This window comes from Pseudomonas entomophila, from assembly GCF_029478665.1.
GTDB lineage: Bacteria > Pseudomonadota > Gammaproteobacteria > Pseudomonadales > Pseudomonadaceae > Aquipseudomonas > Aquipseudomonas entomophila_F.
In genome coordinates this window covers 1-22,396 of sequence record NZ_JARPQB010000047.1, presented here as the reverse complement: position 1 = coordinate 22,396, position 22,396 = coordinate 1, and the positions used below count along the sequence as shown (strand labels likewise).

Here is a 22,396-nt window from a genome sequence, read left to right as displayed (position 1 = left end):
CGCGGGTTCAGCACTCGACGAAGGCGACCGCAAGGCCACCGCGCGAAGTCTCCTTGTAGTTGGCGTGCATGTCGGCGCCGGTGTCGCGCATGGTGCGGATCACCCGGTCGAGGGAAATGAAGTGCTCGCCATCACCACGCAGGGCCATCTGCACCGCATTGATCGCCTTCACCGCGGCAATGGCATTGCGCTCGATGCAAGGGATCTGGACCAGCCCACCCACCGGATCGCAGGTCAACCCGAGGTTATGCTCAAGGGCGATTTCGGCGGCGTTTTCCAGCTGTGGCGGTGTGGCCCCCAGCACTTCGGCCAGGCCCGCGGCGGCCATCGAACAGGCCGAACCGACTTCGCCCTGGCAACCGACCTCGGCCCCGGAAATCGACGCATTCTTCTTGCACAGGATGCCCACCGACGCCGCCGCCAGGAGGAACGCCACCACGTCGTCGTCGCAGGCGCCGGGGTTGAACTTCATGTAGTAGTGCAGCACTGCCGGGATGATCCCCGCCGCGCCATTGGTGGGCGCGGTGACCATGCGCCCGCCGGCGGCGTTCTCTTCGTTGACCGCCAGGGCGAACAGGTTGACCCACTCCATGGCGCTCAGCGTCGAGCCGATCACATTGGGCTTGCCCAGCTCCTGCAGGCTACGGTGCAGACGCGCGGCGCGCCGCTTGACGTTGAGGCCGCCGGGCAGGATGCCTTCGTTGCGCAGGCCGTTGACGACGCACTCGCGCATCGCGCCCCAGATCCTCAGCAGCCCCTCGCGCACTTCATGCTCTGGGCGCCAGGCACATTCATTGGCCATCATCAGTTGGCTGACGCTCAGGTTGTGGGCCTTGCACAGGGCCAGCAACTCGGCGCCGCTGGAGAACTCATAAGGCAATTCCACCTGGCCAACGTTCGCCTCGGGGGCGTCGATCTCGCCTTGCTCGACAATGAAACCACCACCCACGGAGAAGTAGGTCTGGCTGAACAGGCTGGCCTGACCGTCGAAGCACTCGAGGGTCATCGCGTTGGGGTGATAGGCCAGGTCTTCGTCGAGCAGGCGCATGTCCCGGGCATACTGGAACTCGACCGGGTGGCTGCCGTCGAGCATCAGGTTCTGCTCCTTCATGACCTGGTCGATGCGCGACTCGATGCTGTGCGGGTCGATACGGTCCGGCCACTGGCCCATCAGCCCCAGCAGGCAGGCCCGGTCGGTCGCGTGACCGACACCGGTGGCCGAGAGCGAGCCGTACAGGCGCACCTCGACCCGCGTCACGCGGCTCAGCCAGCCATGCTCGCGCAGGGCCTGGGCGAAGGTCGCCGCCGCGCGCATGGGGCCGACGGTGTGGGAGCTGGAGGGGCCGATGCCAATCTTGAAGAGGTCGAAAACACTGATAGCCATGCTAATGCCTGGCCGTGATCACAGTAAGGGATGCGTCACGGCTGTCTGGAAAAATTGAGCGGTATTGCGAATTTGCGCGATACTGCCTCGCCAAGGTCGCCATGACCAACGAAATTTCCTACACAAGCCTTTAGCAGTTCTAAACGATGAAAGGACCCCTCAATGGCCAGGTGTTCGTCTGGCTGCATGTATTCTCCTGTGCCGCGCGACACTTGTCGTTCACCCGCTGTGCCGAAGAGCTGCACATCACCCCCGGCGCGGTAAGCCAGCAGATGCGCTTGCTCGAAGAACGCCTGGGCTTGCGCCTGTTCCTGCGCCGCGCCCGTGGTGTCGAACTGACCGCCGAAGGTCAGCGCCTGGCGCAGACCGTGGCTGAAGCCTACGGCGGCATCGAGGCGGAGTTGCTGCGCCTCGATGCCGGTGAGATCCGCGGCACCCTGCGCCTGCGCTCGATCCCCTCGTTCCTGGCCAAGTGGCTGACCCCGCGCCTGCCACGCTTCCAGCAGCGCTACCCGGATATCGCGCTGCGCCTGGTGGCCGAGGACAGCAACCAGGCCCTGCACCCGGAAGACTTCGACCTGGCCATCGACCTCAACGACGGCAGCTATCCGGGCATGCTCTCCACCCCCTTGCTGGACGAGCAGATATTCCCGGTGTGCTCGCCGGCCCTGCTGCGCGGCCGCCCGCCCCTGCACGGGCCAGCGGACCTGGTGCACTATCCGCTGCTGCACGACATCACCGCCTGGCGCGGCAGTTCGGAATACGCCGAGTGGGAGTTCTACCTGGAAGGTATCGGCGCACCGGGGCTGGACGTGCGCCGGGGGCATACCTTCAACCGCAACCACCTGACCATCGAGGCGGCCATCGCCGGGGTCGGCGTGGCCATCGCACGGCGCACGCTGCTCAACGACGAACTGGAGCGCGGTGCGCTGATCGTGCCGTTCGGGGTGCCGATCGCCAACCACAAGCGCTATGTGCTGCTGTACCAGCCAGGCGGTTTGAGCCAGCCGGGCGCGCGCGCGGTGCATGACTGGCTGGTGGAGGAAGCGCAGGGGTTTCGGGCCTTGCACCCGCTCTCCGAGGTTATGCCGCGGGCATGAGAAGGCGCTCTTTCAAGGTGTTCGCCTGGAGCGTTTCAGCGTCTATGAAATCGGGCGCCGCCGACGCGGCGCATCGCGGATGAATCCGCTCCTACAGCCATGGTTCTTCCCCTTGTGTGCACGCGGCACGTAGCAACAAACGTCGCCGCGCAGGCGGCGCTCGATCAAAAGCCCCTTCAATAAGCCTGCTTGCCGGTAAACGCATTGAGCGTGCGCACCAGGATCACGAAATCGAGCCATAGCGACCAGTTGTTGATGTACTCGATGTCCGAATCCACGCGCTGGATCATCTGCGCGATATCCTTGGTTTCACCTCGATAACCGCGCACCTGGGCCAGGCCGGTCATGCCGGGCTTGATGTTGTGGCGGGCGAAGTAGTCGACGATGTCCTGGGAATACAGGGTGTCGTGCTGCAGCGCATGGGGGCGCGGCCCCACCAGGGACATCTCGCCGGTCAGCACGTTGAACAGCTGCGGCAGTTCGTCCAGGCTGGTGCGGCGGATGAATGCCCCGATCCGGGTCAGGCGCGGGTCGTTCTTCTGCGCCTGCTTGACCACGCCATCATGCGGCTGGTGCACGTGCATGCTCCTGAACTTCCAGATACGGAACGACTCCCCGGTCCAGCCGGTGCGCTCTTGCCTGAAGAATACCGGCCCCGGGCTGTCGAACTTGATGATCGCGGCCAGCGTCAGCAGTACTGGCGAGGCACAAAGCACGATCATCGCCGCCAGCACCCGGTCCTCGAGGTTCTTCAGGAACAGGCTCATCCCGGTCAACGGGGTTTCCGACAGGGTCAGCACGGGAATCCCGGCGATCTCGCGCACGCTGTGGTTGATCAGGCGCAGGGAGAAGATGTCCGGCACCCAGTTCACGGCAATGCACTTGTCGAGCAACTTCATGTACACGTCGTTGATCACATCGGAGCCGCCCAGCGGCGTGACCAGGTACACCGTCCTGATCGCGTGTTGCGCAACGATGCCATCGAGTTCGCTGATGTGCCCCAGCACCGGCAGGCGCGACTTGATCTGCGCGGCCTCGCTGTCGGCGGCGTTGCCGTCGTCGACCAGTACACAACCGACGACCCGCTCACCCAGCCAGGGGTTGTTGCTGATCTTGAGGTACAGGAACTCGGCCAGGTCGCCGGCGCCGATGATCAGCACGTTCTCCGGCCTGGAGGCATGCGCCATGTAGCGTTTCTGCACCTCGCGCACGGCGATGTGCAGGAACAGCTGCACCGCGTAGCCAATCACGAACAATTGCGCCACCAGCATCCGCGAGTACTGCCCGCTCTGCTTGGTGAGGAACGCCATCACCGCCAGGAAGCAGAACGTCGCCGACCACGCCTTGAACAACCTGAACGCCTTGCGCGTCAGCCCGACATTGCTGCGGTAGATACCATAGTGGTCGTAGATCACCGCCAACGCACCGATCAGCAACAGCAGCATGATCACGTAGTCGGAGGTGATGAAACCAAACTGATCGTAGATCAGGTACCAGGCCACGCCGGTCACGGCGATGCCATCCAGGCCCGCCTGGATGGCGTTGCTGACGCTGCTTCTGCGCTGGAGCAAGGAACGACTGCTGCGGGGTTCGAACACCATGGTCAGGCCTCATCGAAAGGTGAGTGAGCAAATGCCTGTCTTTCACGCTGGGCGATCAGCCAGCGACCTGTGCAATGCGAAGCGAGGGTGTGCGATGACACGTGCCGCAAGCCTGCGGCGGCGGGATGTTCCCATGATCTTCATAACCCCTTCGGCGTGCCTTCAGGTACCCATCCCCCACAGGACTGATACGACGGCGTGCGCGATTCCATGTTGACGGTTCACGGGTGCAGGTCTGATATCACTGTAGCAGCGCCAGGCCGTAGGAGCGGCTTCAGCCGCGATGCAGGCGACGCGATACCTGGTTGATCGCGGCTGAAGCCGCTCCTGCAGGGGGGCTTCATGCGCCCTTTGCCACAGTTTTGCGCAGCAACACCGCACGCAGCAAAAACAACGGATTGCCCACCACATAGCGCATGAACAAACGCCTGGGCTCCCTGGCCAGGCGGAATACCCACTCGCCACCCAGCCTTCGCAGCCATTGCGGCGCCCGCTCCACCTTGCCACCGAGAAAGTCCAGGATCGCCCCGCCGCACACCACCACGCACGGCGAGCCACTGGCGGCCAACGCGGCGGCCAGCGCCTCCTGCCTGGGCATGCCCATCCCCAGCACAATCAGCTCGGGCTGGGTGTCACGGGCATGCCGCAGATAGTTGTCGAGTTCGGCAAAACCGTCACAGACCGAGACCGGCCGGATGCCGAAGCATTCCACGCAGCGGCTCACCGCCTGCCCGAGATACGGCTCGCGCGTGCCCCAGAAGGCTACCCGCCGCCCCTTGTACGCGGCCAGGAGCTTGGGGATGAAGTCGGTGCCATTCATGTTCAGGCCGGGCTCCACGCCCAGCTGGCGAAGCAGGATTGCCATGCCGGAACCGTCGCGCAGCAACACATCGGCCATCGTCAACGCCTGGCCAAACTCGGCGTTGTGAGTCGCCAGGTTCATGGCATGGGCGTTGGCGAACGCCAGCACAGTCGTCTTGTCGGGGTGGGACAACCGCTCGATCAGCAGCTGTTCGGCCGCCGGGTCGCCAACCACGTGCAGATTTTCCACCAGCCGCTTCCACCGGATGCGCCACGCATGCCTGTCCATTAGCTGTCATCCCGTTTCGAACGCACCCAATCAACCTGTCGCCTGACCAGGAAGCCCAGGTACAGGGGAATTTTCCTCAGCGCGTAGAACGGCGCGTACATCAGCGTCGAAAACGCGATCAGCTCACGGGCGAAGCGCCCCCAGGCCAGCAGCACCGCCACGCCCAGCAGTGCCAGGGCGCCGCTGCAGATCAGCGCTGGCAGCAGCAGGCCAGACAGCGCGAAGACCAGCCAGGTGAGGCAGAAACAGGCGATCAGTGCCAGCACCAGCAGCGCCAGCGGTGGCACCAGCAAGTCCAGGGCCAATGCCAGCAAGCCAACATTGCGCTGCCCCAGCGCGCCGGCCAGCAATCCAGGCGCCTCGCCAAACAGCACGCCCAGGTGACCGTGCTCCCAGCGCTTGCGTTGGTTGGCCAGGCCTTCGTCGCTGGCGGGGAACTGGCTGTCGACCTGGGCCGCCTGGCAGAACAGTGGTGGCTTGCCAGCGCGACACAGGTCCAGGCCCAGCTTCAGGTCCTCGACGAGGTGCCCGCTGGCGAGATCGATCGCGGCCAGGTCCCGCCAGGCGAAGGCCATGCCCGAGCCCATCAGCTGGCATGGCAGACCCAGCCGCGCCCAGCCTCGCGGGCGCACCAGGTTCTTCACCCGCCAGGCGAACGCGGCGATCTGCACCTTGAGCCCGGCGCCGACCGGTGCATGCATCAGGTAGAGGGCCTGCACCGGTCGTGCGCTGGCCTGGCAGCAGCGGGTCAACTGGTCGATGGCGCCCTCGCCTACCTGGCAATCGGCGTCGATGACGATCACCACCTCAGGCGGTTGCTGCGCCAGGTGACGGACACCAAAGTCCAGCGCGTAGCCCTTGCCACGCCGCTGCGCGTCCTGGCGCTCCACCACCTGAGCACCGCTGGCGCGGGCCAGCTGAGCGGTGTCGTCGGAGCAGTTGTCGGCCACCACCAGCAGCCGATCGCCCGCCTGCAATTGCGCCAGGATACTTGCCAGGGTCGAACGAATGATCATCGACTCGTCGTGGGCCGGTACCAGCACGGCCACCTGCCCGCGTGCCCCGGCCGTCGTCGGCAGCGTGCGTGCAGGCAAGCAGGCCAGCAGCACCTGGGCAACCAGCACCAGCACTGGCAAGAGCAGTGCGATCGTGACCACCACCAGTAACCACGCCAGAAAAATGATCATGCCGGTGCCCTGAAGTGGCCGGCCAACCTGGCCGCCTCGGTATCGATATCGTGGCGTTGCAGCACCCGCTGGTAGGCTGCCTCGCCCATGCGCTGCAACACCGCCTCGGGTTGCGCCAGGCAGTCGGCCATGGCCGCGGCCAGCTCCTGCACGGCGCCGGCGGGAAACAGCCAGCCGTTGTCGCCCTGGCGCACCAGCTCGGGAATGCCCGCCACGTAGGTGGTCAGCACCGGACGGCGCAAGGCCATCGCCTCCATGATCACCACCGGCAGGCCCTCGGCGAAACTCGGCAGCACCAGGGCACGGGCCGCGAGGATTTCCTCGCGAACCTGGGCGCTGCTGATCCAGCCGGTGATACGCACCTTGCCCTGCAACCCGTAGCGAAGGACGAGGGCCTCGATCTCTGCGCGCATTTCGCCGTCCCCTGCCAGCACCAGCTCGAACGCCAAGGCCTGTTCCGCCAGGATCCGGGCGGCTTCGAGCAACAGCAACTGGCCCTTCTGCTCGCACAGCCGCCCCACGCACACCAGGCGCGGGGCCGCAGGCACGGCGACGGCGTCGACCTCGTGAAAACTGCGTTCCAGGCCGCAATGCACCACCTTCACCTTGGCCCAGTGCTCATGGGCCACCCACCGATACAGCTGGCTGCGCCCGTAGGAACTGACCGCCGCGACGAAGGCCGCGCGCCTGACCTTCTCGCCCATGTGCAGGAACTGTGGTTTGTCGAATTCTTCCGGCCCATGCACGGTAAAGCTGTAGCCCGGGCCACCGAGGGCGTTGGCCAGCATCACCACTTCGGCCGAGTTGGTGCCGAAATGCGCGTGCACATGCTCGGCGCCTGCGGCCTGCAACCATTGCACCAGGCGACACGCCTCGGCCAGGTACACCAGATGGTAGGGCCAGGGCCGATCGGCCCGGCGCCCCGTGCGCAGGGCCAGCCGCAGCGCGGCAAGAAAGCGCCGGGGTTGCGCCCTCAGCAGTTGCCAGGCAGGCGCCAGCAACCCACGCAGGCCGTCTTGCAGGATGTAGCGGGTCCTGCCCCGCTCCACCAGGTCTTCGCCGTCCTGCAACTCGGCGTCCCAGCCGCGCAAGGCGATGCGCTGGATCTCGAAGCCCTGGCGCTCCAGCGCCAGGATTTCCCGGCGAATGAAACTGTGGCTGACCTTGGGGTACTGGTTGATGAAGTAAGCGATGCGCATAAGCCCCCGAAACGATCCCTGCGTCTTCGAATGACAGGCCTTTTCTACTTCAGGCTGTCGATGGCCGACGATGGCTGGCCGGCCGGTTCACTCACATGGACGACATCCTGGTAGATCCCCTGGAGTTCCAGGGCCTGGTCGCTGCACAAGGTGATGCCGTCCTTGAAGCGGTTGCGATGCTGCACATAGCGCTGCGGGTGGTCGAGGATGTCGTCGAGCACCTCGCGCAGGTAGCGCTCATCCGAACTCAAGGGAATGATGGTGCCGTTCACGCCGTCGACGATATCCTCCACCGTGCCCCCGGCGTCGGTGCTGACCACCCAGACATCCCGCACCAGCGCCTCGCGTACCGCCAGGCCGAAGGTTTCTTTCCACTGGGTCGGGAACAGCAGCACATCGATGCCGGAAAAGAACGCATCGATATCCGCCTGGGTGTAACCGGGGATGATGCTGACGGTGCCCGGAATCTTCACGCTGTGCCGGTTGAACGAGCGAAACCCCAGGTGCAGCAGGTTGTCGACCACCTTCAATTCATAGTCGGAGCGTTCCAGTGAGGCAAATGCGCGGGTGATCAGGTTGATCCCCTTGATCGAGGAGTTGCCGCCGACAAAACCGAAGCGCAGCCTCTGCCCCGGGTGTTTCAGGTAGTCGGCCGCTGGCGCGAGGATGCCATTGCGGTTGATGCGGATCTTGCCGGCATCGAAACCATTGGCAATGTACAAGTTTCTGGCGAACGTGCTCGGCGCCAACAGCAGGCTGGCCGTTTTCAGCGTATCGGCGAGGAAACGCTGGCGGTAGGCGTTCAGGGGCGGGTCGTCGACGCAGCGGGCACACACCTCGCCCTGGATGGTGGTCTGCCCGCAGTACTGCCCGTGTCCGTCGATCATGAACTGGCGACCGCAGATCCACCAGGCGTCATGCAGGGTCACCACGAACGGCACGCCGGCCTTGCGGCAGCTGTTGGCCAGCAGCGCCCCCAGCCCCTGGATGGAGTGCAGGTGGACGATATCCGGCACCACGCAGGCAAGCACCTGCTCGAACACCGCGACGGTCGCGGGGTTCTCGAAGTCCTCGTGGGCCGAGCGCGTCTCGGGCAGCCCCACACCGATGACCGGTGCCCCGTGTGCCTCGTACCTGAGAAGCCCGTAGGGCGCGACCTCGGACACCGGCAGCGAGGTGAAGATGAACGACTGCCAGGCGGACATCTCACCCATCAGCCGCACCATCTGCTCCGCGACGACGGTGGCGCCACCAAAGCTGCGGGGGGCGAAGAAGATATTGGCGGACAGCACGCGCCTGCCGGGCGCGGCCGCGGGTATCGGGAACAGGCGCCTGACCTGCTCCTTTTCCCGGTCGCTGGCACCCGCCTCGACCAGCGTGACCTGGCGAGCCCCCGCCTCTTTCATGGCCAACGCAAGCTCCGCTGTCGAGGCGAGCGCCTGGTCGCAGGACAACAGCGCCTGCCGGTGCAGCGCCACGGCCGACATGAGCCGATCGACAGCCTCCGCGCTCAGGCCGGCCATGTCGTGCGCCCGTCGATAGGCCTGGGGTTCGAAGGTCAGTTCATCACTGTCCCAGCAGGACATCACCTCGAGCCGCCGGGCTTCATCGAGCAGCAGCAGCACCTGCGGGCTGGCGGGCACACGATGAAGAATCACCGCGCCACTGGTCTGCAGGGCATTCAGGCAATGTACGTGGTTGCGCCAGTCAAGCACCCGGCACCGGTAGCCAAGCCCTTCGAGCAGTTGCCGGATCTGCCCAGGCCGTGACTTTGCGAGCGCCACCGGTTCGACTTCAACCAGCAGCAGTATCTCCCGGGGAAACAGTTCACGCGCCGCCACCCGCGGCGTGTCCAGTGCCAGGCTCTTGCGCTTGATGTCCGGTGGTTTCCACAACACCCCCGGCCCTTGCTTGAGCAGCTCACGCCAGGCTTTTCTCAACGTTGAATACAGCCCTGCCTTGCGCAGGTAGGCGATGAATCGCTGGTCAGGCCGTGGTTCGGTCTGAAACTGCCGAACGAGCGTCGCCAGCTTCCCCTTGAACAACCCCGGTTGCGGCGCAGGCCCCTCATCCTGTTCAGCCAGAACCTGCCCCAGGCGTTGCCGGTGGGGGTCCATCCGGTTTCCCGACAGCACGGCCTCGACATGGGTAAAGATATCGTCCAGCAGGGCCTGGCGCCGGCGATACATCGCCCGTTTCTTCGGTGGGATGTCATCAGGCGAACGTTGCGCGGCCGCCAGCGGAATGTTGAAGAAGTCCTCGCGCGTAGAGGGCGTCGCGCCATGCTCCTCCCAGATCACGTCGTAGTTGGCTGCCAGGTCCTGGGCTTTCTCGGCACCGAAATAAGCGTGACGGTGATGCCGGTGGGCGTCGCCAACGGCATAGATGCGCACGGCCCCGAGGGTCCTGGCGATGCACTTGACGACCTCGATCAGCAGGCTTCGCGGCCGCAGCCCCTCGAAGTCCTTGGTCAGGTCGCGGTAGATGTTCAGCGAGGTTTCGCTGTCGATGCCTTTGTGGATGCCCTGGACCGCGCCGATGAACAGGTTCAACACGTTGTCCGCGCGACGCAGGGTGAACGCCAGCGAGGCCACGCGCAGGTCGCCCTGGAACAGGTTCAGCACCAGCTCCCCTTCACGCTTGAACCAGATCGCCCGGTCCAGCAGCAGCGAGCAGGCCGGGGAATAGCGGGAAAGGTCGCACAACACCAGCCGCTCATCGCGCCCCAGCAGCACCAGCGCGGGGAAGTGCCGGGTGACCACTTCATAGTGCGAGGCCAGGGCGTCGAAGCGCTCCTGGGCGTCCCAGTCCTTGCTGATGTAGGGCCACTGCACGACCCCGACGCAGTCCAGGCCGAGCCTGGCGAAACGCTCGGCCCCCAGGGCGCCGGACATGCGCTGCAGGAACGCGCGCAGGGCCGGCCACTCCCTGACCATCAGCACCAGCAACTTGAGTTTGTTCTTCAGCGCCCGCAGCGCAAACCCGGGTTGCACGGTGAGCACACTCTTCACGATCGCTCTGAAGTACATAGGCCTCTCACTTGTACTCGATCAATACCGGCTTGCCGGTAGTGAACCTGTTCATCATGAACTTGACCTGCCCGAGCATCTCCGGAAACTTCCCCAGCACCAGGAACACGGCCTGCAGCCAGTTCTCGCGAGCGGACCTGCCACCACGGCGCGCCAGGCGCGCGGCTTGCAACGGGTAAACCAGCAACAGCAGCAGGGCCCAGCCCCCCAGCGCCAGGCTCGCCATCGTGATCGCCACTGGCAGCCCCAAGCCCCAGAGCCAGGCACGCCGCGCTTCGCGCCGCCAGTGCCGCTCCGGTGGTCCACCGTGCAGTGAGGCCCCCTCGGCGAACGCATACCCGGCACGCAGGCTGCGCCGCCACCACTGGCCAAAGCGGGTCATCGCAGCATCATGCAGGGTCATTTCCTGGTCGAGCCGCCAGATCTTCCAGCCACTGGCACGCAGACGAATGCACAATTCGGGCTCTTCACCGGCGATCAGGTCCGGGCGATAGCCGTGGACCGCACTGAAGGCGTCCACCCGCATCAGCGCATCGCCACCGCAAGCCTTGGTCTCCCCCAGCGGCGTGTCCCACTCCAGGTCGCACAACAGGTTGTAGACCGAATGCTGCGGGTAGCGCTCGCGACGCCGGCCACACACCACCGCAACCTGGGGGTGCGCATCGAGAAAGCGTTGCGCCTCAGGCAGCCAGCCGGCCACCACTTCGCAGTCGCCATCGACAAACTGCACATGGCGCATGCCCGGCAACAGGCGTTGCAACAGGGTGAAGCCTTCGTTGCGCGCACGCGCCGCGGTAAAGGGGATGGTCATGTCCAGCGCCAGCACTTCGACCCCTTGCCGGCGCGCCATCACCACCGAGCCATCCGTGGAGCCGGAGTCGACATAGACGATCTGCTCCGCCGCCTCCCGCAACGACGCCAGGCAGCGTTCAAGACGAAGGCCTTCATTGCGGCCGATCACCACTACTCCTATGCCTGTCACCCTGGGCCTCACTCAATTGCCTTGAATGGAAAATTCCCTTTATCACCACGCCCCATCGGCACATTCACGGGCATTGCACGGCTTCGTGGCGCGCCCGGGTCTTGATGGTCGCCGGCACGCCGACGGCGATCGAGTTGTCCGGTACATCGGTCAGCACCACGGCGTTGGCGCCGATCACCACGTTGTTGCCGATGTGGATTTCACCCAGCACCTTGGCCCCGGTGCCGATGTCGACGTTGTTGCCGAACACCGGCGCGATGGGGCGCTCGACATTCTTCAGGCCCACCACCACACCGTTGCGAATCCGGCAATCGTCGCCGAAGCGGGCGTAGCCGCTGATGACGATGCCGCCGAAATGATCGATGACGAAATTGCGGCCGACCTCCACTTCGCACGGCAGCTCGATGCCGGTGAGGATCTGCACCAGTTTGAACAACACCTTGTAGACGAACGACAGCAGCTTGCGCAGCAACGCCGGGCGCACGCCGTAGCGCCAGCGCCCGAAGCGGTACACCAGCATCACCCAGAACCCTTGGGCGCCCCAGTCGCCTCCGTATGCTCGCAAGTCCGCGCGAATGTTCTCGAACATGGCTTCACCTAGCGGGTGGGTTGAGTGGCGTAACGGGTCTTGCGCAACAACGACCAGGTGGCCTGGTTGTGCCGCCAGCAGGCCTGCATCGCGGCCCAGCCGCGCCCTTTGAGCAAGGCCTTGAGGGCCAGCACCAGGTCGCCCAGGCACACCAGCGCCATGTGCAGGACCAGCCCCGACACACCATGGTGCTTGCGGAAATACAGCAACTCGCTTTCGATCTGGTAGGCGCTGATCTGCCGGCTGGCCGCCTCCAGCTCGGCCACCGACTTGGAGCTTTCACCGCCGATGTGCACGACCGTGGTGTAGGGGTAGAACACCACCTTCCAGCCCGCTTCCTTGACGCGTTTGCAGTGGTCGACCTCCTCGTAGTAGAGGAAGTAGCGCGGGTCGAACAGCCCCACCTGGTCAAGCACCTCCCGCCGGACAAGGTAGAAGCAGCCGGGCAACCAGTCGCACTCGCGCACCGCGTCGTGGTCCCAGGCCATCTCGTCGACCATCTTCAGGCCGGGGAAAAAACGCCCGAGCCCGGTGCGCGCGACGAACACGTTCAATGGCGTCGGAAAGTAGCGGCAGCACGGTTGCAAGTCGCCCTCGCGCCCGACCAGGCGCACACCCAGCACGCCGCAGTCCGGATGCTCATCCATGTACTCGAGGGTTTTGGCGAGTGAGTCGGCGGCCACGAAAGCATCGGTATTGAGCAACAACGCATAACGACCTTGCAGGTGATCAAGCAATTGATTGTTGGCCCGGCCGAAACCGACGTTCTGCGTGTTGCTCAGCAGCACCGCCTCGGGGCAGACCCGCTTCATGCGTTCCACCGAGTCGTCAGCCGAGGCGTTGTCCACCACCAGGTACTTGGCCAGCGTCTCGCCACCGGCCTGGCGCAACGCATCGAACATCGGCTGTAACAGCGATGCTGTGTTGAAATTGACCACCATCACATCGACCGGCTTGCTATCCATTGCTGCCCTCCCCGAAGAAGTACTCGCGCCTGGCCGCCGCCAGCAGAGGCTCCAGCTCCGGGTCGTAGCCGCCCGTGCGTTCGCTGACCAGGTGGATCCAGGGGTAGGCGGCGCAGCGTGCCTCCACCCGCTCGATCAACTGGTCCATGGTGCAGATGAACTTCGCCGGGTTGCCACCGACCACGCTATTGGGCGGCACATCCTTGGTGACCACGGACCCGGCGGCCACGATGGCGTCGGGGCCGATGGTGACCCGGGGCATGATGATCGCGCCATGGCCGATGTAGCAGTTGTCCTTGATGTCGATATAGCCCACCGAGTCCAGGTGCTTGCCGCGGGCGTACTCGATCAGCGCGACGACGCTGTCGTGGCCGATCAGCGTGCAATCCGACAAGCCGACATTGCTGCCCAGGCGCACCAGGGTCGGGTCGGTGACGTTGCAACCGGGGTTGATATGGACGTTGTGCCCCACTGAATAGAACTTGCCCCAGCGGGTCTGGTACGCCCCCCAGTCCTGGGCATTCGGGTTGCACAGTTTCTTGTAGGTCCCGCCCGCCCGGCCGGTCTTGTTGGCGTAGTAGGCCACTGCCCTGCGTATCCATCCGAACATAGTGCACACCTCGCGAGTCTTTCGATCCTGGAGTGTTCCTGAGGCGAATGGGGCCTGTTACTACCGATATCGACCTTGCCGCCCACGAACCGTTTCAACCACGGTGTTACGCTTACCGCCCCGCCCTTGCCCTCACTTGGCGACGACCACGCCGTTCATCGACTTCATCCGTTCATTCAGGTGATCCGCCAGGCGCACGGCGAACTGCAGCAGGGGCATGGTCGGGTTGGCCGCGGCGCCGCGGGCGAAGATGCTGCTGCCGGCGACGTACAGGTTGTTGACGCCAAACACCTTGCAGTTGCTGTCGACCACGCCATGCTCGGCACTGGCGGCCATGCGCGTGGTGCCCATGTGGTGGGCATGGGGCTCGAGCTTGAGCGGGAGGCTGGTGTCGTAGATGAACTCGTTGAGCTTGACGAAGCCCAGGCCGGTGTCGGCGAACTGCTTGGCCAGTTCGGTGCCGATGCACTTGATGGTGTGCCGGTCCTCGGGGGCCAGCGCCCAGTTGACATTGACCTTGGCCACGCCCAAGGCGTCTTTCTCGTCGCGCAGGGTGATACGGCTCTGCGGGTTGGGGAACTGCTCGATCATGGTGCCGAAGATGCCATCGCCCGGGCAGCTGAACTTGGCGATGAAGTCGATCTTGCCGGCAACGCCCCATTCACAGGCCAGGTTTTCCAGGAAGTCCTTGACCTCGGCGGTCCTGCCGTAGGTCCTGACCTCGGCCATCACCGCGGCGGTCACATTGCCCTTGCCCGAGCGGTATTTGTCGGCGAAGACATCGGTGGTGTAGTACGAACGCAGGCCGGTATCCTGCCCTTCCTTGAGGATGAAGGTGCCGATCTCGATGTTCAGGTGGTCCATCAGGCAGCGCCCGACCATTCCGTCCTTGTTGACGATGCCTGCCGCCGACAGCGAACCGCTGTTGAGCAGTTGCCGGGCGTTCTCGATGGCGCCCATCGCCAGCACGTAGTGCTTGGCCGACACCCGTTCGCGGTGGCGGTCGTAATCCGACACGACCACTGCAGCGAGGCCGCCGGAGGCCTTGTCGAACTGCAGGTCGACGCAGTTGCAGTTGATGAAGACATCCAGCCCGGCAGTCTCCTTGAGCTCGGTGTCGTACTTCTGGGCAAACCGTGTGGGTGGGCTGAGCAGGAAACGGTCGGCGTCGAACTCACCGCCACCGAGATCGGCATTCACGGCCCGGAAATCCGCCCCTTGGCCGATGTCGACGATGTCCATGGCGGCGGGCAGGTAACGCTCGACCTCGGCATAGGCGATGGGCCAGCCGGGCAGCCCTCCCTGGGGTGGGGTGCTGAAGTCAGTCGCATCGAACGGACGGCAGCGGCCCGCCCAATGGTTGGAAGTGCCCCCGAGAAAGCGCAGGCGCGTGTCATGGGGGTAGAGCTCAAGGCCCGTCGATGAACAGTCGTAGAACGTCTGCGAACTGTCCGCGTAGGTTTGCCCGCCAGCCTCCAGCAACACCACGCTCCACCCGGCCTTGGCCAGGCGCAAGGCCAGCGTGATACCGGCCGGTCCGCCGCCGACGATGCAGAAATCATAGGCGCCGCGCAGCGCCTTCTCGGTCTGATAATCCCTGATCATGCCTGCCCGTCCCGAAAATACTGAGAAGGCAACACCCAGCCGTTGATGATGACGAAGCCGCCTTTTTCAGCCGGTTTGCGCCCAACGACCGTCCCGGTACCCAATACCGCCACCCCCGCGCCCAGCAACACACAACTACGAATAAAACCCCTACGACCAGAAGACGGAGTACAGAACTGAAGCTTCCCCATGATCCAAGCCCCATGCCATAGACTGCGTGAATCCCAGTGCCCGAATCGCGCCTCGATCCCTGCCTGCGCGGCACTGCCCCCGGCGCCCCTGCGCCGAAACACTCGAAATGGTCTCAGAGCCAGTTGAAGAAGCTCGTCGCCAACGCGCCGCAGGCCGCGCCTACCGCAATCATCGGCAGCACCACGAGTTCGCGCTTGAGATTGAACATGCCCAGCTTGCAATTGACGTAGACGATGAGCACCAGGGTCGGGAAGGAATGCAAGGCCACCCCCCAGATTGCATACTTCACGCCACCAATGGCCAGCAGCAGCGGTAACCCCACCCACAGCGCGACCATCCGGATGATGTTGTCCATGGCCTGGTACTTGGTATGCCCCAGGGCGATCCAGACCTGGTGTGCCAGGGTGTAGCGCAGGGTGAAGAACGACCACGACAGGATAGCCAGCATCGGCCCGGCAGCGGCGTAGCGCTCGTCGTACAACCAACCGATCAGCATGGGGCTCGCGGTCAGGAACACGCCGCAGGTGAACAGCATGACCAGGTCCACCAGCAGGCGCGAGCGGTGGTACAAGGCTTTCAGGCGCTCGCTGTCACCCGACCGGGTAGCCTCGCTGAAGGCCGGCAGCGCCACCGTGCCGACCACTTTCAGCAAGCCGGTCTGCAGCGAGCCGAGAATCAGCACGGCGATGGAGTACACGCCCAGTTCCGCGGTGGTCATGCTGGCGCCGAACCACATGCGGTCGCCGTACATCGCCAACACACCGACAATCGACGACACCAGGATCCAGCGGCCGAACACCACCAGCTCGGCCAGCGCCTCGCGGTCCCACTTCAGGCGGTGGACCGGCCCTTTGATCGCCAGGTGCCCGAGCAAGGTACCCGCCAGGGCGCCGGCCAGGCCGGCGATCACCAGCGACCAGATGGAACGGGTGAAGTAGCCCAGGACCAGCATGGTGATCAAGCCGACGAGCTGCGAGCCCAGCTCCACCAGCACCACGCGCTTCTGCTGGAACGTGCGCAAGGCAACGTCGATATTGGTCGCCTGCAGCCCGTAGATGATCGCCGACAGGCCGGTGACCGCCAGGATCATGGGCAGCTCCGGCGCCGCGTAGGTGGAACCCGCCGGCCACAGGTTGGCCTGCTGGGACAGCCAGGCGCCCAGCGCCAGCAGCAAAGTCAGGGTGAACAGGATGAAGCCGCGGATGATCTGCACGGTCCAGGCCGTGTTGAGGAACAGCGGGTCGTCGCCACGCGGGCTCTGGATGATGTTCTGGCGCAAGCCCACGTCCGAAAGCAGGTGCAGCAACACCGAGACGGTGGTGGCGATGACCATGATCCCGAACATTTCCGGCAACAGCAGCCGGGCCATGATCAAGTTGCCACCCAGGCGCATCACCTGTGAGGCGACCAGGGAGAACACGTTCCAGGCCCCGGCCCCTATCGCCCGCCTACGAAGGCTCCCCGATGCAGACGCTTCAACTGACGGCATGAGTTCGATCCCTGACTGGATGGCTAGAAGTCACTATAGTTTCAATCAGCCATGATGCTAGCCGTCGTCCACCACCGGATAGGTGAACACCGCCAATGCCTGAACATATTCGTGCGTTGATCGTCATTCTGTTTGCCGCCGGCGTCGTTTTCACGCTTGCCCGCCGCCCGGCGGCAGACCTGATCCCCTACAGCGACTTCAAGCGGCGGCGCAACCTATGGTTCGCCCTGACGCTGGTGGCGTTCTTCTCGTTCAGCTTCTGGGTATACGCTGTCGCCGCGGCGCTGGTCATGTACCTGGCCGGAAGGCGCGAACGCAACACCATGGCGCTGTTCTTCATGCTGTTGTTTCTTATCCCGCCCGCCTCGGTGCAGATCCCCGGCTTCGGCGTCATCAACTACCTGCTCGACCTCAACCACCTGCGCCTGCTGAGCCTGTTTATCCTGCTGCCGGCAGCGCTGAACCTCAGCCGCCAGGGCGACACCGTGCGCCTGGGGCGGCTGTGGCCAGACAAGCTGTTGGTGGCGGGCGTCGTGCTCCTGGCCTTGCTGTACCTGCGCGACACCACCCTCACCGACACCCTGCGCCAGGCGTTCTACCTGTATGTCGACGTGATCCTGCCGTACTACGTGGCCAGCCGCGCGCTCAAGACCCTTCAAGACTTCAAGGACGCCCTGCTGGCCTTCGTGCTCGCCTCGTTCGTCCTGGCGCTGATCGGGGTGGCCGAGTTCCTGCGCCACTGGCTGCTCTACGACGCCTTGCTCGACGCCATGGGCGTGCGTTGGGAGATGTCCAGCTACCTCAGCCGTGGCGGCTCGCTGCGGGCCAGCGCCACCACCGGCCAGGCCATCGCCCTGGGCTACGTCATCAGCGTGGCCGCCGGCCTGTACCTGTTCGTGCAGGGCTTCGTGCGCAGCGGGCTGCAGCGTGCCCTGGGTGCCCTGCTGCTGGCGGCCGGCCTGGTGGCGCCGCTGTCGCGGGGGCCGTGGATCGGCGCGGGGATCATCCTGGTGGCCTTCATCGCCACCGGCCGCAACGCCATCAAACGCCTGATGCTGCTGGGCATGGCCGGCGTTCTGGCCCTGCCCCTGCTCACGGTGGTGCCAGGCGGGCAGAAAGTGCTCGACCTGCTACCGTTCATCGGCAATATCGAAAAAGAAAACATCACCTACCGCGAACGCCTGCTGGACAACTCGTGGATCGTCATCCAGCGCAACCCGCTGTTCGGCTCGTTCGACTTCCGTAACACCCCCGAAATGCAATCGATGGTTCAGGGCGACGGCATCATCGACATCGTCAACACCTACGTGAACCTGGCCCTCAGGGTCGGCCTGGTGGGCCTGGCGCTGTTCGTGGCGTTCTTCGTGGTCATTCTGGTCGGCATCCGTAAATCCATGCACGCCTTCCCGGACAAGGATGACCCGCAACGACAACTCGGGCGGGCGTTGCTGGCAACGCTGATCGGCATCATGGTGATCATCTTCACCGTCAGCAGCATCACCGTCATCCCCACGGTGTACTGGTCGGTGGGCGGACTGGGCGTGGCCTATATCCAGATGGTCCGCCAACAGCGCTACGCTCAGGACACCTTGATCTCCAATGCAGGCCTTCAACCCAGGTAAACACCATGACACGAGGTTTTCTGCGCCGCTTCATAGGGATATCGGCATGCGCTGGCCTGGTGTTGCTGCCATTGGCAGGCTGGGCGGCGGCCTGGAACGTCAGCGTCGACGAGCGCAATGGCCTGCCGGCCCTCACACGGGGTGGCGGCCCGACCATGGCATCCAAGTTCGACTTCTGGGCCAAGGAATGGAGTTGGACGGGCTTCTACACGTCGTTCAAGGTCAACGGACCTTATGACTACCTGCTCCAAGGCAAGAATAAAGACCTTGATTTCGATCTTTCAGCCGACATCCGCAAGACCTCTGCAAATACCCTGACCTGGAATTTCAACCTCAACGCCCACAGCCGGCAGGCGAACGTGATGGGCGGCGGTATCACCTTCCAGTTCGACCAGGCGCTGATCGACGGGGAAATGGGCGCCCCGGTGCTGCTGCCCGACAACCGTGGCTGGGCCTGGGGCGGCAATGGCCGGGCGCGGCGTATCGAAATGCGCTTCGAACCAGCGCTGGCCAGGGTGTATTTCGAACGCGGCAACACCAACGAAGTGCGGGCCTTTTTCTACCAGGACCCGATCCTGCCCGGCAGACAGCAGATCAAGGCCACCCTCGAAGTCAGCGGCGACATCACCCTCGGGCCAACGCCGACCGAGCGCTTCGGCCTGGCCGACCCCAGGCGCTGGCCGGACGACCAGCTCGACTGGCGCACCTCGCCGGTCGACCTGTCGTTCCTCAACGAGGCGGAAAAGCCGGCCGGCAAGCGCGGCTTCGTCAAGGCGGCAGGCGAGCAACTGGTGTTCGCGGACAACACCCAGGTCCGCTTCTGGGGCACCAACCTGTCGGCCTACGCGATCTTCAAGACCCCCGACGACGAGATCAGGCAACAGGCCAGGCGCCTCTCGGCCTTGGGCTTCAACCTCGTGCGCATCCACCACCACGACTCGCCCTGGGTGAGCCCGAACATCTTCGGTGACGTCAACACCCTGCGCGACACCCAGCAATTGAGCGCCGAATCGCTGCGCAAGATCGACTGGTGGATCAAGTGCCTGAAAGAAGAAGGGGTCTATGTCTGGCTTGACCTCCACGTGCAGCGCCCCCTGGCCGCCGCCGACCGGATCGATGGCTTCGACGAAGTGGCCAGGGGCGACCGGGCGATCGACCTGAAGGGCTACGCCTATGTGAACCCGAGCATCCAGCAGGCGATGAAGCGCTTCGCCGAGCAATACCTGACCCATGTGAACACCTACACCGGCCTTGCCTACAAGGATGATCCGGCGATCGCCGCGGTGCTGATCACCAACGAGAACGACATCACCCAGCACTTTGGCAATGCCTTGCTCGAGGACAAGAACGTCCCCAAGCACAGCAAGCGCTACATGGAAGAAGCCAAGGTATTCGCCCTGCGCAACCAACTGCCCACGGAAACCATCTGGCACGCCTGGGAGCACGGCCCCTCGAAACTGTTCCTCAACGACCTGGAGCACCGTTTCAACGTCGACATGATCAAGCACCTGCGCGGCCTGGGGGTGAAGGTGCCGATCGTCACCACCAGCACCTGGGGCGGCAACGGCCTGAGCGCCCTGCCGGCGCTGACCGCCGGCGACGTGATCGATGCGCACAGCTATGGCGGTGCCGGCCAGCTGGACAGGAACCCGTTGACCAGCGACGGCATGATCAACTGGATCGCCGCCGCCCAGGTGGTCGGCATGCCGCTGACCGTCACCGAATGGAACGCCGAGCCCTTCCCCACCCCCGACCGCCACTCGCTGCCGCTGTATGTGGCGGCGACCGCGAGGCACCAGGGCTGGGATGCACTGATGCAGTACGCCTACAGCCAGCAAGCCCTGACCGAAGGCTGGCGCACGGCCGACAACTGGCATGCCTACAACGACCCGGCGATGCTCGCCACCCTCCCCGCCGCCGCCTTGCTCTATCGCCGAGGCGACGTGCAAGCAGCACGTACCCGTTATGTCTTCGCGCCGCCCTCGAGCATGCTGTTCGGCCAGGAGATCACCCCCGCCAACTCGGCGTTGCTGCGCACCGCCATGACCAAGGGCCGGCTGCAGGTCGCGATGCCCGCCACCCCGGTGCTGCCGTGGCTGCATCCCAGCGCGATACCCGCCGATGCCAAGGTCCTGCATGACCCCGACCAGTCACTGATCGACGCCAACGCCAGCGAAGCGACCACCGACACAGGCGAGCTCAAGCGCAACTGGCAGCAAGGGGTCTATACCATCGACACGCCCTTGACCCAGGCCGCCACCGGTTGGCTCGGCGGTCAGTCGATCAGCCTGGGGGGTATTCAGGTACAGATGAAAACGCCCTATGCCAGTGTCGTTGTGCAAAGCCTGGACGCCAAGCCGCTCGCCCAGTCCCGCAGCCTGCTGGTTTCACTGGGCAGCCGGGCGGAGCCCAGGGCGGACGACAAGACACCTTTCCATGTCGAACCCCTCGAAGGCACGCTGTCCATCAAGGCCGCCCAGGGCCTGAAGCTCTATAGCCGCGACGCTTCCGGCAAGCAGAGCGAGCTCCCCGTGACCTACAAGGACGGCCGCTACAACCTGCGCCTCGACGGCCAGCGAATGACCAATTGGCTGTTCCTGAAATAGCCATCTAGAGTCACAAAAGACCTGTTCTGGCGGCCTGTGATCAGGCCTGCCGACAAGCCACCGCTCCCAGCGCGCGTCAGGGAAGGTTGCACAGGCAAAGGAATCCAGGAGGTTTGCATGAATTTTCTGGTTGTCGGGGGTGCAGGCTATATCGGTTCGCACATGGTCAAGCACCTGCTGTGGGCCAATCATCAGGTGGTGGTGGCCGACACCGCCCCCACGCGCCCAGGTATCAACTGGGTGCAACTGGACATCGCCAATGTCCATGCATTGGACACGCTGCTGGCCGAGTACCGTTTCGACGCCGTGTTCCACTTTGCCTCGTACATCCAGGTGGGCGAGTCCGTCGCCGACCCCGGCAAGTACTACCAGAACAACGTTGCGGCCACCCTGACGCTGCTGCAGGCCATGGTGCGGGCTGGTATCGACAAACTGGTGTTCTCCTCCACGGCGGCCGTGTATGGCGACCCGGTGGCAACGCCCATCGATGAAGAACACCCCAAGGCACCGATCAATCCCTACGGGCGCAGCAAATGGATGGTCGAGCAATTGCTCGCGGATTTCGACCGCGCCTATGGCTTGAGGTCGGTGTGCCTGCGCTACTTCAATGCCGCCGGCGCGGACCCGGAGGGACATCTGGGCGAGTGCCACGAACCTGAGACCCACCTGATCCCGCTGATCCTGCAGGCTGCTGCCGGCAGGCGCCCGACAATCACGGTGTACGGCCGTGACTACGACACCCCGGATGGCACCTGCATTCGCGACTATGTGCATGTCGCCGACCTGGCCTCGGCCCATGCCCTGGCGGTGGACTACCTGGTCGCCGGTGGCGCGAGCACCGCGTTCAACCTCGGCAATGGTCTTGGTTTCTCGGTGCAGCAGGTGATTGATGCCGCACGCCACGTGACGGGGCGGCTGATCGATATCAGCGATGCGCCCCGCCGCCCTGGCGACCCGCCCAGGCTGGTGGCCGATGCCGGCAAGGCAAGGCAGGTGCTCGGCTGGACGCCGCAGTTCGATTCGTTGGAGCAGATCGTGGCCCATGCCTGGCGCTGGGAACTCAAATTTCCCTGGCGTTGACATGCATCTGCGCTGTCGCCCTTTGTAATTGAATGGACTCGCCCCCGCCGAGGCATCACAGTGCCA

The 22,396-nt window shown here is 64.5% G+C and carries 16 protein-coding genes and 1 pseudogene; 4 read left to right on the top strand and 13 right to left on the bottom strand.

From position 1 onward, the window contains the following. Window positions 1-7: 7 nt before the first annotated feature. Window positions 8-1,384 (bottom strand): L-serine ammonia-lyase, encoded by a 1,377-nt coding sequence (locus P5705_RS20900; protein WP_277462811.1) that lies wholly within the window; start codon window positions 1,382-1,384, stop codon window positions 8-10. 146 nt (window positions 1,385-1,530) lie between these two features. Here P5705_RS20900 and P5705_RS20895 point away from each other — a divergent pair, with 146 nt between their 5' ends. After that, window positions 1,531-2,484: a LysR substrate-binding domain-containing protein gene (locus tag P5705_RS20895; RefSeq protein WP_277462810.1), complete on the top strand. Its 954-nt coding sequence runs from the start codon at window positions 1,531-1,533 to the stop codon at window positions 2,482-2,484. A 176-nt stretch (window positions 2,485-2,660) separates the two neighbouring features. On the opposite strand, the gene P5705_RS20890 is transcribed toward P5705_RS20895, so the two are convergent. From P5705_RS20890 to P5705_RS20835, 12 genes and pseudogenes are all read right to left on the bottom strand, one after another. Next, a complete protein-coding gene (locus P5705_RS20890; protein WP_277462809.1) occupies window positions 2,661-4,085 on the bottom strand; it encodes an undecaprenyl-phosphate glucose phosphotransferase in 1,425 nt (474 codons plus the stop codon). Window positions 4,086-4,425: 340 nt separating this feature from the next. Beyond that, complete coding sequence (locus tag P5705_RS20885) at window positions 4,426-5,175, bottom strand: WecB/TagA/CpsF family glycosyltransferase (protein WP_277462808.1); 750 nt, start codon at window positions 5,173-5,175, stop codon at window positions 4,426-4,428. Next, complete coding sequence (locus P5705_RS20880; protein WP_277462807.1) at window positions 5,175-6,362, bottom strand: glycosyltransferase family 2 protein; 1,188 nt, start codon at window positions 6,360-6,362, stop codon at window positions 5,175-5,177. The genes P5705_RS20885 and P5705_RS20880 overlap by 1 nt, the downstream gene beginning before the upstream one ends. Further along, window positions 6,359-7,561 (bottom strand): glycosyltransferase, encoded by a 1,203-nt coding sequence (locus P5705_RS20875; protein WP_277462806.1) that lies wholly within the window; start codon window positions 7,559-7,561, stop codon window positions 6,359-6,361. The genes P5705_RS20880 and P5705_RS20875 overlap by 4 nt, the downstream gene beginning before the upstream one ends. Window positions 7,562-7,605: 44 nt before the next feature. Continuing rightward, window positions 7,606-8,967, bottom strand: coding sequence for a glycosyltransferase family 4 protein (locus P5705_RS20870; RefSeq protein WP_277462854.1), 1,362 nt, complete (start codon window positions 8,965-8,967; stop codon window positions 7,606-7,608). A gap of 723 nt (window positions 8,968-9,690) precedes the next feature. Beyond that, a pseudogene (locus tag P5705_RS20865) lies at window positions 9,691-10,590 on the bottom strand (DUF535 family protein); the annotation flags it as partial. A 7-nt stretch (window positions 10,591-10,597) separates the two neighbouring features. Next, window positions 10,598-11,551, bottom strand: a complete 954-nt coding sequence (locus P5705_RS20860; protein WP_277462805.1) for a glycosyltransferase — start codon at window positions 11,549-11,551, stop codon at window positions 10,598-10,600. Between the two features lie 85 nt (window positions 11,552-11,636). Beyond that, window positions 11,637-12,161, bottom strand: a complete 525-nt coding sequence (locus P5705_RS20855; RefSeq protein ID WP_277462804.1) for a serine O-acetyltransferase — start codon at window positions 12,159-12,161, stop codon at window positions 11,637-11,639. Window positions 12,162-12,169: 8 nt separating this feature from the next. Continuing rightward, window positions 12,170-13,126 (bottom strand): glycosyltransferase family 2 protein, encoded by a 957-nt coding sequence (locus tag P5705_RS20850; RefSeq protein ID WP_277462803.1) that lies wholly within the window; start codon window positions 13,124-13,126, stop codon window positions 12,170-12,172. Next, window positions 13,119-13,736, bottom strand: a complete 618-nt coding sequence (locus P5705_RS20845; protein WP_277462802.1) for an acyltransferase — start codon at window positions 13,734-13,736, stop codon at window positions 13,119-13,121. Before P5705_RS20845 ends, P5705_RS20850 begins: the two co-directional genes overlap by 8 nt. A gap of 132 nt (window positions 13,737-13,868) precedes the next feature. Continuing rightward, a complete protein-coding gene (locus tag P5705_RS20840; protein ID WP_277462801.1) occupies window positions 13,869-15,341 on the bottom strand; it encodes an FAD-dependent oxidoreductase in 1,473 nt (490 codons plus the stop codon). Window positions 15,342-15,645: 304 nt separating this feature from the next. Further along, complete coding sequence (locus P5705_RS20835; protein WP_277462800.1) at window positions 15,646-17,022, bottom strand: oligosaccharide flippase family protein; 1,377 nt, start codon at window positions 17,020-17,022, stop codon at window positions 15,646-15,648. Between the two features lie 95 nt (window positions 17,023-17,117). On the opposite strand from P5705_RS20835, the gene P5705_RS20830 reads away from it, so the two are divergent. The 3 genes from P5705_RS20830 to galE all read left to right on the top strand — a co-directional run bounded on the left by P5705_RS20830 (window position 17,118) and on the right by galE (window position 22,330). Next, complete coding sequence (locus P5705_RS20830) at window positions 17,118-18,644, top strand: O-antigen ligase family protein (RefSeq protein WP_277462799.1); 1,527 nt, start codon at window positions 17,118-17,120, stop codon at window positions 18,642-18,644. Between the two features lie 5 nt (window positions 18,645-18,649). Further along, window positions 18,650-21,250: a glycosyl hydrolase family 5 gene (locus P5705_RS20825; protein ID WP_277462798.1), complete on the top strand. Its 2,601-nt coding sequence runs from the start codon at window positions 18,650-18,652 to the stop codon at window positions 21,248-21,250. 117 nt (window positions 21,251-21,367) lie between these two features. Next, on the top strand, window positions 21,368-22,330 hold the full coding sequence (galE, locus tag P5705_RS20820) for a UDP-glucose 4-epimerase GalE (RefSeq protein ID WP_277462797.1): 963 nt from the start codon (window positions 21,368-21,370) through the stop codon (window positions 22,328-22,330). The last annotated feature ends 66 nt before the right edge of the window (window positions 22,331-22,396 follow it).

What these genes read in the sequence shown, in the direction of transcription:
- P5705_RS20840 (WP_277462801.1), bottom strand. Translation starts at nt 15,341, where the DNA reads ATGATCAGGGATTATCAGACCGAGAAGGCGCTGCGCGGCGCCTATGAT.
- P5705_RS20890 (WP_277462809.1), bottom strand. Translation starts at nt 4,085, where the DNA reads ATGGTGTTCGAACCCCGCAGCAGTCGTTCCTTGCTCCAGCGCAGAAGC.
- P5705_RS20880 (WP_277462807.1), bottom strand. Translation starts at nt 6,362, where the DNA reads ATGATCATTTTTCTGGCGTGGTTACTGGTGGTGGTCACGATCGCACTG.
- P5705_RS20900 (WP_277462811.1), bottom strand. Translation starts at nt 1,384, where the DNA reads ATGGCTATCAGTGTTTTCGACCTCTTCAAGATTGGCATCGGCCCCTCC.
- galE (WP_277462797.1), top strand. Translation starts at nt 21,368, where the DNA reads ATGAATTTTCTGGTTGTCGGGGGTGCAGGCTATATCGGTTCGCACATG.
- P5705_RS20850 (WP_277462803.1), bottom strand. Translation starts at nt 13,126, where the DNA reads ATGGATAGCAAGCCGGTCGATGTGATGGTGGTCAATTTCAACACAGCA.
- P5705_RS20885 (WP_277462808.1), bottom strand. Translation starts at nt 5,175, where the DNA reads ATGGACAGGCATGCGTGGCGCATCCGGTGGAAGCGGCTGGTGGAAAAT.
- P5705_RS20825 (WP_277462798.1), top strand. Translation starts at nt 18,650, where the DNA reads ATGACACGAGGTTTTCTGCGCCGCTTCATAGGGATATCGGCATGCGCT.
- P5705_RS20855 (WP_277462804.1), bottom strand. Translation starts at nt 12,161, where the DNA reads ATGTTCGAGAACATTCGCGCGGACTTGCGAGCATACGGAGGCGACTGG.
- P5705_RS20830 (WP_277462799.1), top strand. Translation starts at nt 17,118, where the DNA reads ATGCCTGAACATATTCGTGCGTTGATCGTCATTCTGTTTGCCGCCGGC.
- P5705_RS20870 (WP_277462854.1), bottom strand. Translation starts at nt 8,967, where the DNA reads ATGAAAGAGGCGGGGGCTCGCCAGGTCACGCTGGTCGAGGCGGGTGCC.
- P5705_RS20835 (WP_277462800.1), bottom strand. Translation starts at nt 17,022, where the DNA reads ATGCCGTCAGTTGAAGCGTCTGCATCGGGGAGCCTTCGTAGGCGGGCG.
- P5705_RS20895 (WP_277462810.1), top strand. Translation starts at nt 1,531, where the DNA reads ATGAAAGGACCCCTCAATGGCCAGGTGTTCGTCTGGCTGCATGTATTC.
- P5705_RS20875 (WP_277462806.1), bottom strand. Translation starts at nt 7,561, where the DNA reads ATGCGCATCGCTTACTTCATCAACCAGTACCCCAAGGTCAGCCACAGT.
- P5705_RS20845 (WP_277462802.1), bottom strand. Translation starts at nt 13,736, where the DNA reads ATGTTCGGATGGATACGCAGGGCAGTGGCCTACTACGCCAACAAGACC.